The sequence below is a fragment of the Streptomyces sp. SID12501 genome (genome assembly GCF_010550245.1).
Lineage (GTDB): Bacteria > Actinomycetota > Actinomycetes > Streptomycetales > Streptomycetaceae > Streptomyces.
Window position 1 is genome coordinate 1 of record NZ_JAAGLU010000080.1, and the last position, 13,919, is coordinate 13,919.

Annotated in this window: 13 protein-coding genes; all 13 read right to left on the reverse strand. The window is 74.6% G+C overall.

Going from position 1 to position 13,919, the window contains the following annotated elements; translation table 11 throughout:
• Positions 1–208: 208 nt before the first annotated feature.
• Complete coding sequence (locus tag G3I71_RS44065) at positions 209–889, reverse strand: hypothetical protein (protein ID WP_164324376.1); 681 nt, start codon at positions 887–889, stop codon at positions 209–211.
• 139 nt (positions 890–1,028) lie between these two features.
• The gene (locus tag G3I71_RS44070; protein WP_164324378.1) at positions 1,029–1,844 is read right to left on the reverse strand and encodes a 4'-phosphopantetheinyl transferase superfamily protein; all 816 of its coding nucleotides are present in this window, start codon (positions 1,842–1,844) and stop codon (positions 1,029–1,031) included.
• Between the two features lie 31 nt (positions 1,845–1,875).
• Positions 1,876–3,264 (reverse strand): nucleotide pyrophosphatase/phosphodiesterase family protein, encoded by a 1,389-nt coding sequence (locus G3I71_RS44075; RefSeq protein WP_164324381.1) that lies wholly within the window; start codon positions 3,262–3,264, stop codon positions 1,876–1,878.
• Complete coding sequence (gene eboE / locus G3I71_RS44080; RefSeq protein WP_164324383.1) at positions 3,261–4,421, reverse strand: metabolite traffic protein EboE; 1,161 nt, start codon at positions 4,419–4,421, stop codon at positions 3,261–3,263. The genes G3I71_RS44075 and eboE overlap by 4 nt, the downstream gene beginning before the upstream one ends.
• Positions 4,422–4,430: 9 nt before the next feature.
• Positions 4,431–5,288 carry a TatD family hydrolase gene (locus tag G3I71_RS44085; RefSeq protein WP_164324385.1) on the reverse strand — a complete coding sequence of 286 codons (858 nt, stop codon included), beginning with the start codon at positions 5,286–5,288 and terminating at the stop codon, positions 4,431–4,433.
• Between the two features lie 30 nt (positions 5,289–5,318).
• Positions 5,319–6,014, reverse strand: a complete 696-nt coding sequence (locus G3I71_RS44090; protein ID WP_164324387.1) for an EboA domain-containing protein — start codon at positions 6,012–6,014, stop codon at positions 5,319–5,321.
• On the reverse strand, positions 6,011–6,994 hold the full coding sequence (locus G3I71_RS44095; protein ID WP_164324403.1) for a sugar phosphate isomerase/epimerase: 984 nt from the start codon (positions 6,992–6,994) through the stop codon (positions 6,011–6,013). The genes G3I71_RS44090 and G3I71_RS44095 overlap by 4 nt, the downstream gene beginning before the upstream one ends.
• Before the next feature lie 557 nt (positions 6,995–7,551).
• Positions 7,552–8,544 carry an SCO3242 family prenyltransferase gene (locus G3I71_RS44100; protein WP_239149730.1) on the reverse strand — a complete coding sequence of 331 codons (993 nt, stop codon included), beginning with the start codon at positions 8,542–8,544 and terminating at the stop codon, positions 7,552–7,554.
• 263 nt (positions 8,545–8,807) lie between these two features.
• Positions 8,808–10,034, reverse strand: coding sequence for an inositol-3-phosphate synthase (locus tag G3I71_RS44105; protein ID WP_164324391.1), 1,227 nt, complete (start codon positions 10,032–10,034; stop codon positions 8,808–8,810).
• A 114-nt stretch (positions 10,035–10,148) separates the two neighbouring features.
• Complete coding sequence (locus G3I71_RS44110; RefSeq protein WP_164324393.1) at positions 10,149–10,937, reverse strand: Tat pathway signal sequence domain protein; 789 nt, start codon at positions 10,935–10,937, stop codon at positions 10,149–10,151.
• Positions 10,938–11,091: 154 nt separating this feature from the next.
• Positions 11,092–12,513: an MFS transporter gene (locus tag G3I71_RS44115; RefSeq protein WP_164324395.1), complete on the reverse strand. Its 1,422-nt coding sequence runs from the start codon at positions 12,511–12,513 to the stop codon at positions 11,092–11,094.
• Positions 12,510–13,490: an ornithine carbamoyltransferase gene (locus G3I71_RS44120; RefSeq protein ID WP_164324396.1), complete on the reverse strand. Its 981-nt coding sequence runs from the start codon at positions 13,488–13,490 to the stop codon at positions 12,510–12,512. Before G3I71_RS44120 ends, G3I71_RS44115 begins: the two co-directional genes overlap by 4 nt.
• A 14-nt stretch (positions 13,491–13,504) precedes the next feature.
• Positions 13,505–13,919 (reverse strand): phosphopantetheine-binding protein (locus G3I71_RS44125; protein ID WP_164324399.1); only part of this gene is annotated, 415 nt, incomplete at its 5' end.

A 13,919-nucleotide genomic window follows, 5' to 3' on the forward strand; every position in this document is an offset into this window, starting at 1 on the left:
ACCGCGTACGCCGTACCGCCCGCGGCGTACGCGATCCGGCCCCGCGACCCGCGCAGTACGCCTGACCGGTGACCGCGGCCGGGGCACGGACGCCGGCACGGTCCGGGCTGCCGGGGCGGCCGCTACGCGGACCGGCTGCGGCGCCTCGCCGGTGACGGCCTTCGGCCGGACCGGTGGGGCGCCGTTGTCGGGGTCGGCTGCGTTCCTGTCAGGTGCGGGATCGGGCCCGGCGGAGGATCAGGGTTGCTGTTACCGCTGCGGCGCTTGTCGTGTAGGCGGCTATGACCCAGGGGGCCGGGGGGCGGCCTGCTGTGAGGCCGTGGATCATGGCGGCGGCCCAGGCGGCGTAGGAGGCTCCGTGGAGGATGCGGAACGGGCGGACCCAGTGGCGTGACGCGAAGATGCCGCGCCAGATGCCCGTGGCGAGGGCGAGCAGGAAGAGATGGCAGGCGAGGGTGCCCAGGCCGACCAGGGCGTCGCCGCTGCCCCAGCCGAGCACGGCGGTCGCGGCATCCACCCGGCCGCCCGCCACCTTCACACCGATGTGGGTCAGCAGCGCGCCGACGCCCACCGCGCCGGCCACGCGGTGCAGGCGCTGCGCGTGCGAGCGGACCGGGGGCGGCAGCAGTCCGCGCAGGGCGGTGGCCAGGCCGAGCATGACGGCCGCGGACAGGGCGACCAGGGCGATGACGCCGGCCATTCGGTCCAGGAAGTCGCGCAGGGCGCCCGCGGCGAGCACGCCGGTCAACAGGGCGGTGCCGGCCGCGGCGAGTCCGCCGCCGATCAGGGCGGCGCCGGGGAGCGGGGTGTGCGGGGGGCTCTTGCGGGCCGGCGGGGGTTCGGGGAGCGGGGTCAGGACCGGGCTGCCGGTGCCGGTGGTGCGGGTCATCGTCTCTCCCTCACGGGGTATTCCGACCGGGATGGTTCCCGGCCTCCGCCGGGGAGGGCCGGGGGCCGGGAACCGCGGTGCCCCGGGAGCCGGGGGACGCTCCCCGGGCCGGTCCCGTACCGACGGGTCGATACGGGGGTCAGGCGGGCGGATGGACGTGGATCGGGCCCAGCGGGCCGGCGGACGGGCGGGACAGGGAGGCCGACCAGGGACCCGGCAGGTGCAGGTCCTCGACGTGCCAGGTCGTGGCGCGGTCGCGGTGCACGTGACGCACGGTCAGCGGGCCGTCCGTGGACGGGTTCACGTCCAGGGTGTTCAGCGGCATGCCCATCAGGCCCAGGCCGACCGCCTTGACGACCGCCTCCTTCCGGGTCCAGGCCCGGTGGAAGGTTCTGGTGCGCTCCGGGCCCTCGGCGAAGGACAGGACCTGTTCGCGTTCGTTCGGCGTCAGGACCAGTTCCGCCAGTGCCTCGGACTCCACCGTGCGGTACGCCTCCACATCGACGCCCACCCAGTCGCCCGCCCGGACCGCCAGCACACCGCAGCCCGTGGTGCGGGACAGGCTGACCGCGAGCGCGACCGGCGGCCGGACGACCGCGGGCGGACCGTGTTCGGCGTCGCCGCAGCCCGGGCAGATGCGCCGGCCGAAGCGGACGGACTGCGGGGCCACACCCAGCAGTTCCGCCACCGCCCGGCGCGCGCCGGCCCGGGTGGTCGTGAACGCCGCCGCGTCCCGCGCCGCGTGGAAGCGGCGGGCACGAGCCCGTTCCCCCTCGTCCAGCAGCGCGAAGTCGACCGGGTCCACGGCCTCGTCCAGCGGCCACCACCACACGTGTGCCGCACCGTTCCCCTCGAGCCGGGCCACCGCCGTGCGTGCTGTCTCCGGCACGTACACGTCACTGATGTCCGCCGCGTGATCGATGTGCGCGGCGGCCTGGGTCGGTAGCGATGCCATTCCTCCTCCTCTCTTCTCGTCACGGCCGGTCTCAGGCCAGTCCGTTGAGGCGCAGGAGGAGTTCCTTCACCTCGGTGGCGTGGTAGCGGTCCCGTTCCTGGACCGGGTCGGAGCACAGCAGCAGCGGCCCGTCCCGGTCGTCCGAGGGCAGCCGTCCATGGCTGCCCCTGACCAGGCCGGGATCGAGCGGCACCACGGTCAGCGGTGCGCGCATCCCGGCCTTCTTCCGCAGCACGGTCAGTGCCGCCTTCGCCTTCACCGCCGGGATCGACGGGTCGAAGAAGAGCTCGGCGGGGTCGTAGCCCGGCTTGCGGTGGATGTCGACGCCGCGCGCGAAGTCGGGTGCGCGGGCGTCGTCGAGCCAGTAGTAGTAGGTGAACCAGGCGTCCGGTTCCGAGACCGCCACCAGCTCCCCGGAGTTGGGGTGGTCGATGCCGTGGTCGGCCTGCTGGGTGCGGTCCCAGATCTCGTCGACACCGTCCAGTGCCTTCAGCACGTCCCGCACCCGCGGAACGTCGGCGGGGTCGGCGACGTAGACGTGCGCGGCCTGGTGGTCGGCGACGGCGAACGCCCGCGATGTGTGCGGGTCGAGGTACTCCATGCCGCGCTGGGTGTGGACCGAGAGCAGTCCCTCGCGGCGCAGGGCGCGGTTGATGTCGACGGGCCGGCTCACCGCGGTGATGCCGTACTCGCTCAGCGCGACCACCGTCGTGCCGCGCTCCCGCAGGTCGGCGAGGAGCGGGGCGAGGGCCGCGTCGGTCTCCCGGGCGGCGCGGACGGCCTGCGGGCTGTCGGGGCCGTACCTCTGGAGGTCGTAGTCGAGGTGCGGGACGTAGATGAAGGTGAGGTCGGGGCGCCGGCGGTCGATGACATACCGGGCGGCGCCCGCGATCCAGCGGGTGGAGGCGATCGACGCGGTCGGGCCCCAGTACTGGAAGAGCGGGAAGTCGCCCTGTGCGACCGTGAGTTCGTCGCGCAGGGAGGCCGGGACGGTGTAGCAGTCCGGGGACTTGCGGCCGTCGTGATGGTAGACGGGGCGGGGGGTGAGGACGGTGTCGACGTCGGCGCCCATCGCCCACCACCAGCACAGGTAGGCGGTGGAGTGCTCCGGGTCGCGGCGGCGGGCCGCCTGCCAGACCTTCTCGCCGTGCACCAGCCCGTTGTGCTGGCGCCACATCATGACCTCGCCCTGGTCGCGGTGGTACCAGCCGTTGGCCACCGCCCCGTGCTCGCGCGGCAGCGATCCCGTGGTCAAGGTGGCCTGCACGGTCGCGGTGACGGCCGGGAAGACGGTGTCCAGGCGGGCGGTGAAGCCCTGTTCGCCGACCGAGCGCACGTGCGGCATCTCATCGAGCAGCCGCCGGGTCAGGCCGACCGTGCACAGTACGGCGACCTGCCGGCCCGTCCGGTCGCCGGTCACGACGTCACCTGCGTGAGACCCAGGGCCAGCAGCTCGCTGCGCATCCACGTCATCTCGGCGGCCAGTCCGGTCACGAGGGCGTCGTCGTGGTGGCCGGGCAGCACGGACCAGGTGTAGGTCTCCACCTCGACGTGGTCGGTGACCGCCCGCTCCCCCGCGAACAGCGTCCGCAGGGTCGCGCGCAGCACCTCGCGGGTGCTGGCCAGCGGTGGCGGGGGCTCCTCGTGCAGGGGCACGTGGTAGTGGATGCGCCAGGGCGCCCGGCCCGGCAGCGCGCCGGCGAGCGCGGCCCCCAGGTCGTCGCAGGCCAGCAGCGCCCCGTCCGGGCCCGCCTCCCTGGTCTGGTGCAGGAACCGCCGCTCCGCGAAGGGCGCCAGCATCTCGCGTACGGAGCTCTCCGCAGGGTCGGGGACCTCCAGCGCGGTGGACGCCTGGAGCTTGACCACCGGGATGCCCGCCTCGCTCAGTCGGGCCAGCGCGGCGGCCGGTTCCTCGTGGGCGACGGCGAGGTGGCAGGCGTCGAGGCAGACGCCGATCCACTGCGGGTCGGTGCCGGCCAGCGCTTCGACGGCCTGCTCGGTGGTCTCCGCCACACAGCCGGGCTCCGGTTCGATGCCGACCCGTACGGTCTTGCCGGTGTCGGCGGCAATCTGCTTCAACCCCTCTGCGAGCGCGTCCAGTTGCCGAGCCGCTGTGGTGCGCTGGGCCGAGGTCCATACGGTGCGCCAGGCCAGCGGCAGAGTGGAGATCGAGCCGCGCGAGATGCCGTCGGGCAGCAGTCCGGCGAGCACCCGGGCCAGGTTCAGGGTGTACTCCAGGCGGGCCGGTTCCGACCAGTCCGGGTAGTACACGGCCCGTTTGACGACGGGAGCGTGGAAGCCACGGTAGGGAAAGCCGTTGAGGGTGACCGTCTCCAGGCCGCGGGTGCTCAGCTCGCGGCGCAGCCGGGCCACGCCGGCCGGGTCGGCGGCGAGCGCGCCGGCCGTCTCGGCGGGTAGCCACAGGCCGATGCCGATCAGCCGGGCGCCGGCGGCGACGCGCACCGGTTCGGCGTACGCGGCGAGCTGGCCGACGATGCCGTCGAGGGTCTCGGCGGGATGCACGTTGGTGCAGTACGCCAGGTGGACGGTGGTGCCGTCAGGGTGTCGAAAGCGCATGAGGGGTCCTCAGCTCCCACCGCGGGCGACGGAGTTGCCCGCGAACAGGCCGGCGGCCTGGGTGTCGTTGTATCCGTCGAGGTCCAGTCGGCCCGACTGCCCGTAGAAGGTGACGGGGTTGCGCCACAGGACCCGGTCCACGTCGTCCTCGTCGAAGCCGGCGGCGAGCATCGCGTCGGCGGTGGCGCGCGTCAGCAGCGGGTCGCTGTGGCCCCAGTCGGCCGCCGAGTTGACGAGCACGCGCTCGGTGCCGAACCGTTTCAGGACGGCGACCATGCGCTCGGCGGTCATCTTGGTGTCGGGGTAGATGGAGAAGCCCATCCAGCAGCCGCTGTCGGCGACCTCGCCGACGGTGATCTCGTTGAGGTGGTCCAGGACGACCAGGGCCGGGTCGATGCCGGAGGCGCGGACCACGTCCAGGGAACGCCGGGTGCCGCCCTCCTTGTCGCGGTGCGGGGTGTGCACCAGGGCGGGCAGGCCGTGCTCCGCGGCGAGTTCCAGCTGCCGGGCGAAGGCGAGTTCCTCGGCGTCGGTGACGGTGTCGTAGCCGATCTCGCCGACCGCGACGACGCCGTCCTTGGCGAGGTAGCGCGGCAGCAGGTCGAGGACCGGCAGGCAGCGCGGGTCGTTGGCCTCCTTGGGGTTCAGGCCGATCGTGCAGTAGTGGCGGATGCCGAACTGGGCGGCCCGGTAGGGCTCCCAGCCCAGCAGCGAGTCGAAGTAGTCGGTGAAGCTCGCCGGGTGGGTGCGGGGCTGGCCGAGCCAGAACGCGGGCTCCACCAGAGCCCGGACGCCCGCGGCGTGCATCGCCTTGTAGTCGTCCGTCGTACGGGACGTCATGTGGATGTGGGGATCGAAGATGCGCATGGCCGTGGCTTCCGCTCGGGGTGGGTGAGGTCAGGCGTCGTGCGGGGCTTGGTCCGCGATGACGTACGCGGCTTCCTGCGTCGCGACGAGCCACAGGTCGGCCGGTACGGTCCGGCCGGCGGCCCGCCGTTCGGCGGCGAACCCCTGCGCCATGCGGGCGAGTTCGACGTCACGGCGCTCGTGCAGCCCGGCGACCCGGTGCAGCGGGATACCGGTGAACAGGCACTTCAGTACTGCCTGGCGCCAGCGGTACTGGTCCAGGTGGACGCGCGCGTACGGGCCGAGCGCGGCCGAGATCAGCCGGGTGTCGTTGGTGCGCAGCGCGTCGTCGGTGATCGTCAGCCCGGCGGCGCCGATGCGCAGGAACGGCAAGGCGCGCAGGACGCCCCGGCGTTCGGCGGCGTCGCCGCCGCCGTACCGGGCGGCCGCCTCCGCGGCCAGATCGCCGCCCTGCGCCGGCAGCCGCAGCATCAGGACGGTACGGATGCCGTCCTCCACGCTCCAGTCGGCCCAGCCGGGCAGCGGGCCGCGTCCGTAGTACCGGCCGGCCGCGGGGAAGCGGGTGTCCAGGGCGGTGGCGCCCTGTTCGGCAACGGCGGCGGTGTCCCGGACGAAACGGTTCCGCTGGTCCGGGGAGAGGACGGACAGCAGGGACTCCCTCAGCGTGCGCACGGTCAGGGCATCATGGACGGCCTCGGGCGCCTGCGTCAGTGTGGGTGCGGTCATGTCGGTGTGACCTCCTTCGAGAGACGTGCGGGCGCACGGGGCATGCGGGGCGCGGGTACGGCGGGACGGGCCGCCGCGGCGCGCAGGAACTCGATGCTGTGGCGGGCCGTCGCCGTCGCGGCATGGCTGTGCCGGGGCAGCTCCACGGAGACCAGGCCGCAGTAGCCGGCCGCGCGCAGCGCGTCGAGGACCGGCGGGAAGTCGATCTCGCCCGCCCCGAACGGCAGGTGCTCGTGCACACCCCGCCGCATGTCCTCGATCTGTACGTGGGCCAGCCGGTCGGCGGCCAGCTCGACGCACCGCCGCACCGGGTACGGCTCCAGGCACCGGCAGTGCCCGATGTCCAGGGTCAGCCCCAGCCGGTCCGGTGTGCCCAGCGCCCGCAACAGCCTGCGGTACCCGGCCAGGTCGGCGACGAGCATGCCCGGCTCGGGCTCGAACGCGAGCCGGACCCCGGCCCGCTCGGCGTCGGCAAGGGCCGTCGTACAGCCCTCCTCCAGCCGCCGCCACGCCTCGTCCCGGGTGGTGCCGGGGTCGGGCGTGCCACTCCAGAAGTGCACGGCCTCGGCGCCCAGTTCGGCCCCGATGACAATCGCGCGCCGCAGCAGCTCCTGCCGGGCGGCCCGCCCCTCGGGCTCGGCGCTCAGCAGCGTCGGCCGGTGCTTGCGCATCGGGTCGAGCAGATAGCGCGCCCCGGTCTCCACGACCACGGCCAGTCCGGCCCGCCGGATCGCCCGCCCGGCGTCCCGGACGCGGGCCGCCAGGCCAGGAGCGTACGGGTCGAGGTGCTGGTGGTCGAGGGTGAGCGAGACCCCGTCGTACCCGAGGTCGGCGAGGACCGCGAGGGCGTCGGTGAGCCGGTGATCGGCGAAGCCGTTGGTGCCGTAGGCGAAGCGGAGGCGCTCCGCTTGCGCCGGGTGCGGGTCGGCGGGAGCCGGACGGGGGTCGGCTCCCGCCGGGCGGGAATCGGCCCCTGCCAGGCGGGGATCGGCGACAGCCGGGCCTTGGACGGCCGCAGCCGGGCGGGGATAGGCGGGAGCCGGACGAGCGTCGTCGGTTGCCGGGCGGGTATCGGCGGGAGCCGGACGAAAGTCGGCGACAGCCGGGCCTTTGACGGCCGCAGCCGGGCCAGGATCGGCAACAGCCGGACGAGCAAAGTCAGTTGCCGGACTGGCGTCGGTCACTGCCGGGACGGCGTCGGTCGCGACCGGATCAGCATCAGACGTGCCCGGGCGGGCGTCAGCCACAGTCGGGACGGTTTCTGCCGCGCCCGGGGCAGCGTCGGGTGCGACCGGATCAGCATCAGACGTGCCCGGGCGGGCGTCAGCCACAGCCGGGACGGTGTCGGCCACTGCCGGGGCGGTTTCTGCCGCGCCCGAGGCAGCGTCGGGTGCGACCGGATCGGCGTCGGGCGTGCCCGGGCGGGCGTCGGTCGCTGCCACGTCGGCATCAGTGACAGCCGGGTCGGGGTCGGCCGCGGTCACGCGGGGTTCCGCCTGTGGCGGGTGGGTGCCGGGCTCGGGGCCCTGGTGGGCTGTCACGTCGGGGACACCTTCCTGGCGAGGCGGGCTGCCTGAGGGAGGACCGCGGCGAGCAGGGCGGCGAGCTTCGGAGAGCCGGTGCGGGAGACGAGGGCGGCCTGGAGGGGCAGGAGGGCGTGGATGCCGGCGCCTACGGCGGCCCGGGTCCGCGCGGCGTCCGGGTCGCGCAGGGCGGCGCACTGGGCGCGGGCGCAGGTGACCGCGTAGACGGTGGCGGTCAGGACGGTCACGGCGATGGAGCGGCCGGGCGGCCGTGGCGCGTCGGTTCCGATGCCGGGGCCCGACCGCGCGGCGGAGCCGAGGAGGAGGTGACGCGCCCCGGCCAACGTGGTGTCCGGCGGGCCGCTCGATGCCTGCCGCGCCGCGGCGGACGCGGTGTTGGGGCGCTGACGCTCGGGGGCTCGTAATATGCCGGCCGTCGCCGCCAGGGTCACCGCCGCCGTCGCCGCCAGGGACAACAGGGGCTCGCGGCCCGCCGTGCCGTTCACCTCGTGGCGGCTGAGGCGTGTCAGTGCCCAGGTGTGGGCGCCGACCGTGGCCGCGGCGCGCAGCGCGGGACCGGCCGGCGTGGGGCCGGTCCCGTGCAGCACGTCGAGGGCACGGGCCGCCGCCATCGCGACGGGTCCCAGTGGGGTGTGCTTCAGGCCGAGGTCGTACGCCCACACGGTGGCCGCGAGCGGCAGGGTCCGGCGCAGCAGGACGCGGCGGCCACCGGCGAGCGCGCCCAGGCCGAGGCCCGCGGCGGTGAGCCCGCCGGCGATGCCCAGGGCGGCCCCGGCACTGATCCGCCCGGACGGCACCGGGCGTTCGGGGCGTTCGCGGGCGTCCTCCTCGCGGTCGGCCCAGTCGTTGAGAGCCATGCCGGCCCAGTACAGGCTGACGGAGGAGGCGGCGAGGAGCAGGGTCCGGCCGCCCGCCGGGCGGCCGGCGCTGAGCGCACCGGCCAGTACGTCACCCGGGACGGTGAGCGCGGCGGGCGCCCGTACCAGCTCGGCGACCGCCGTGGCGTGACGCCGGACCGCGACGGAACGGGGCCGGTACCCGGTGTCGTACCGGGGGCGGGGTGGACCGGAGGGGGTCTCCCACGCCGTCCGGAACGCCGTCGACGCCGCCCGGGCCGCCGCGCGGCACGCCGTGAGCGTGTCGCGGACGCCGCGGGTCAGGTCACGCGGGGTAAGACGGCGGGAACCCGGCTGCCGGGGTGCCGAGGCGCCGGAAGCCTCGGCGGCTGGCGGCGCAGCGGTCGCGGTGATCATCGCGCCACCTCGGACCGGCGCGCGGGCTCGGCGGAAATGGCCGCCCACTCGGTCAGTGCTCCGTACTGCAGGGTCAGGTTGTGCTCCGAGGAGGCCGCCGGGTCCTTGAAGAAGAAGCCGAGCGCGGGCAGCGCCCCGCTCTCCCCGCGGCGGCGGGCCAGCGCGGCGAGCCGGACCAGGTCGAGGACGAGCGGCGCCGCCAGCGCCGAGTCGCAGCCCTGCCAGGTGAACTGGAGGGTCATGCGCACGCCGAGGAACCCCTCGAAGGTGATGTGGTCCCAGGCGGTCTTCCACTCCCCCAGTTCCGGCACGTTGTCGATGTGCACGACGCCTTCGACGGCGTGTCCGACGGTCTCCTCCAGGGCGCGCTGCTTGGACTCGGTCTTGCTGCGCGCGGCGGCGGGGTCGGCCAGGGTGGCTCCGTCGCCGCCGCCGAGCAGGTTGGTACCGGACCAGGAGCGCAGCCGGAGCGCGCGCTGCGTGAACATCGGCGCCAGGGCGCTCTTGACCAGCGTCTCGCCGGTCTTGCCGTCGCGGCCCGCGTGCGGGACCCCGCGCAGCCGGGCGAGTTCCTCCAGGGCGGGCAGCGCGGCACCGGCGGAGGGGGTGAAGTTGACGTAGGCGCAGCCGGCGTGGAAGGCGGCGTAGGCGTACAGGGAGCTGGGCGGCAGCAGGCCGGTGCTGGCGGCGAGGGCCTTGTCGAGGTCGGCGAGGGTGAGGAAGGCGGGGTCGGGCTCGGGCAGCGGCTCGGTGGAGGAGACGTTGACGACGACGACCTGATCCAGGCCGTTGCGGGTGCGGAAGTCGGTGATGTCGGCGGCGAACCGCCGGGCGGCGGTGTACTGGGGTTCCCCGGCGCGCGGGGAGCCGTCGCGGATCTCCCGCTCGGCGGCCTCCAGGGCGGGGCGCACCGCCGCGGCCAGGGCGCCGGGCAGCACGCCCGCGTCGGCCAGCTCGCCGGCCCTCGCCGTCAGCGGCACGTCGACGACGTCGTGGCCGCCGAAGACGAGGTCGGCGAGGGCGGGGATGGAGTCCGCGGCCGCGGTGAAGTCCGGGGACTCGGTGACGCAGCCGGTGGCGGAGGCGAGGCCGGCCGCGATGGCGGCCGCCCCGACGACGGCGGTGGTCGCGACCGAACCGCGGGCGCCGACCAGCCAGACTCCGACGCGCGGGGAGTCGCCGAGGGAACGGGGGTCTCCGTGGGATCGGGCAGTGTCCTGCATGGTGAGCCTGCCTCCTGGGCTGAGGTGGTGCCGGGCCGGATGGTGCCGGTGGCTGCCGGGGACGCCCCGGCCCGCGCACACGGGCGGTGCGGGTGATGCGAGCGGTACGGGCGGTTACTTACCGAGGTCGGCCGGGAAGGGCGACGCGTCGAAGGCCGTGTCGAGTTCCTGGCGGTCGCGGCACAGCCACTTGGCGGTGATGTGCCGGACGGTGTGCCGCGGCAGGTGCGGGTTGTCCGGGCGGTCCGTGATCGGCTGGGCCAGCGACTGGAGCTCCCAGGCGGTGCCGGCGAGGCGGTTGATGTGGGTCCAGTAGCGACGTTCGATGCCCAGGAGCGCGAAGCCGGCCAGGAATGGGTGCCAGCGGTGGTAGGCGTGGGTGGGCGACGGCGGCGTGTAGTTCATCATGTGGACCTTCTGGCCGACCGGGCGGCGCGGGTCGAACAGGGTGCCCTGGCCGTACTCCTGGAAGGCGAGTACCAGCCCCTGCGGGTCGTTGCCGTAGAACCGGTCGTAGACCTTGATCTGCTCGCGGGAGAGGACCTCGAAGGCGGCCTTGTTGGGCTGGATCAACTCGAGGAAGCTGCGCGGGTAGCGGCCGCTCGTGCGGGTCGCGACCCACGCGTCGTACGTCTTGGTGAAGCCGCCGAAGGGGGTGATGATGGCGCCGACCGCGTCCTTCATCTCCTGGGACGGGGTGTAGTACGACATCTCGTCGTACTCGTACCAGAACTCGTTCGCCCAGCGGTCGCCGACCATGCCGGGGACCTCCGGCAGGGAGGGGTGGCGGCGGCCGTGGGCCTCGGCGGGCGTGGCACCGAGGAGAGACGCCGCGGCGGTTGCTCCGGCGACGCCGAGGGCGGCCCGCAGGGCACTTCTCCGGTCCAGGGTGTTGAGCGTCATGCGCGTTCTCCTGACAAAGGGGGCGGATGCACGGGGTGTGTCGGACGGGTTTGCGGGCCGGTGGCCCAGCTGTTCGGTGCTACGACTCTCGCGTACGGCCCTATCGGCGACCTATACCGGAAGCTGGCAGGTCAGGGCCGGTGTCCGGGCGGTTTCAGGGACGCTTTCGAGAGGTGTTCCCGGGGCCGTCGGCGGGGGTGTCACCCGGCTCGGGGAACGGCGCCTCGCGCAGGCCGGGCGAGGCCAGCGCCACCAGTGCCGTGAGCGCCATGACGGCGCTGAGGGCGAGGGCGGTGCGCAGCGCGTCCGTGGACTCCAGGAGGAAGCCGGCGGCGACCGGCCCGGCCGCCATGGCGCCCGAACCCACCAGGTTGGCCAGGGAGTTGGCACGACCGCGCAGTTGGTCCGGCGCGGCCCGGACGAGGAGGACCCCGCCGGCGACGTTGAAGACGCCGCCGACGTAGCCGCTCGCCGCGAACAGGGCGCCGAGCAGGACGGGGGTGTTCAGGGCGGCGGCGACCGGGACCATGAAGGCGGTCCAGGCGAGCAGTCCGCCCAGGACCAGGGTGCGCAGCGGGAACCGGGTGCTCCACCAACCTCCGGTGATCGCGCCGACGAGCCCGCCGACGCCGCTGAGCGAGAGCACCAGGCCGACCTCGAAGGGGGTGCCGTGCCGTTCCTGGATGCCCACCATCACGGCCAGGTTGAGGCCCTGGAAGAGGACGTTGGTGACGGCTACGGCGGTCATCACGGCCCGCAGGAAGGGCTGGCGCCACATCCACACCAGGCCCTCGCGGATCTCGGTGCCGAGCCGGGCCGGCGGTCCGGTGCGTTTCTGCTGGAGCTCTCCCCTCACTCCGAACAGGCAGATGACGGAGGCCAGTTGGCTGACGGCGGCGGCCGCGTAGGGCAGCGAGGCGCCGAGCGCGACGAGTCCGCTGCCGAGCGGCTGTCCGGCGATGGCGGCGCCGCGGGTGCGGGCCTCGTTGCCGGTGAGCGCGGCGGGCAGCTGTTCGCGGGGGACGACGGACGGCACAGCGGCCCGTTCGGCGAGCTGGTGCAGCACGCCGAGGGCACCCTCGGTGAACGCGGCGACCAGCAGCGCCCACAGCCAGATGCGTCCGCTGAGCAGCAGCCCGGTCACCACGACGGCGATCAGTACCTGGCCGAGCCCGGCGCCGATCATGATGCGCCGCCGGTCGTAGCGGTCGACGAGCACCCCGCCCGGCAGCTGCATCAGCAGCATGGGCAGCAGCAGCGCGGTGCCGACCAGTCCGGCGTCCCCCGGCGATCCGGTGGCCCACAGCACGGTCAGCGGATACGCCACGGCGGTCGCCCGCCCGGCCAGCAGTGACAGCCCGGCGCCGCCCCACAGCAGGGTGAAGTCCCGGTTGCGGCGCAGGGGCAGGTGCTGGGGCGCGGACTCGGCGGTCGCCGGCTCCGGTGCGGGCCCTGGTGTCGGCTCGGGCGCCCCGGTGTCCGTACCCACTCTGCTCCCGCTCCCTTCGCGCGTCTCCTCCGCCATCAGCCACGGCACTTCCGAGGGGTCCGTGGCCGGACGCGTGGTGCCGCTCATCGGGCGGCAGCGATCTCGGGCACCCGGGCCGTCAGCGGGGCGCGCACGTGCTCCAGGACCGCCATGGCGCTGTGCATCTTGTTGGTGGCCTGCGCGAAGGCGATGCTCGCCGGGCCGTCCAGGACGTCCGCCGTGACCTCCTCGCCGCGGTGGGCCGGCAGGTCGTGCATGAAGACGGCGCGGGGCGAGCCGTCCCACAGCCACGGGCCGACCTGGAACGGCGCGAAGATCTCCCGCCAGTCCGCGTCCGGCTTGCTGGTGCCGGTGGTCTGCCAGCGGCTGGTGTAGATGACGTCGTACGCCCCCGCGAGGGCGGCCATGTCGTGCCGCTCGGTGATCCGGGCGCCGCTGCGGACGGCGTGGGCCGCGGCCCGCGCGGCGACGGACGCGGTGAGCCCGTAGCCGGGCGGGGTGCGCAGGTCGAGGTGGACGCCGGGGTAGCGGCTGAGGGCCAGGGCGAGGGCCGCCGCGGTGTTGTTGCCCTCTCCGGCGTAGAGGACGCGCAGGCCGTCGATGCGGCCGAAGTGCCGGAGCAGGGTGGTCAGGTCGGTCAGCGCCTGGGTGGGGTGCTCCTGGGCGCTCATGGCGTTGACGACGGCCATCCGATGCTGGCTCGCCCAGCCGCGCAGTTCCTCTTCCGGTCCCGCGGTGCGGGCCACCAGCACGTCGAGCATGCCGGACAGCACCCGGCCGGTGTCCTCGGTGGTCTCGCCGGTGTTGAGCTGGAGGTCGCCGGGCCCGTAGGAGACGAGGGAGGCGCCCAGGCGCAGCGCGCCGGAGGAGAAGGCGGTCCGGGTGCGGGTGGAGGTCTTGGCGAAGTAGACCCCGGTGACCAGGCCGTCCAGCGGGCGGACGGGGTCGGCGAGGCCGGCGGAGAACGCGGCGCCGCGTTCGACGACGCGGTGCAGTTCGTGGTCGGTGAGGTCGTCGACGGAGATGAGGTGGCGCGCGTGGCGCACGTCCCGGGGGACGTCCATGGGATCAGCCTTCCCTAGCTGGTTGCGGAGTGGTCCAGGGCGGCGGCGAGCCGCGCGACGGTGTGGTGGCGCAGGGCGGTGGTCAGGTCGAGAGCGAGACCCGCGCGGCGGGCGGCGACCAGCAGCGGCGGCACGAGCAGCGAGTCGCCGCCCAGTTCGCGGAAGTCGTCGTCGACGCCGACCCGTTCGAGGCCGAGCACCTCGGCCCAGACAGCGGCGAGCCGCCGTTCGGTGGCGGTGCGCGGGGCCGCGTACGGTGCCGCGCCCGCGCCGGTCGCCTCGCGGGCCACGACGGCGGCCCGGTCGCGTTTGCCGTGGGGGGTGAGCGGCAGGGCGGCGACGACCTCGACGACGGCCGGGACGAGCGCGGCGGGCAGGAGGGTGCGCAGCCGGTCCCGGAGCGCGGCCACCTCCGCGGTGCGGCCCTCG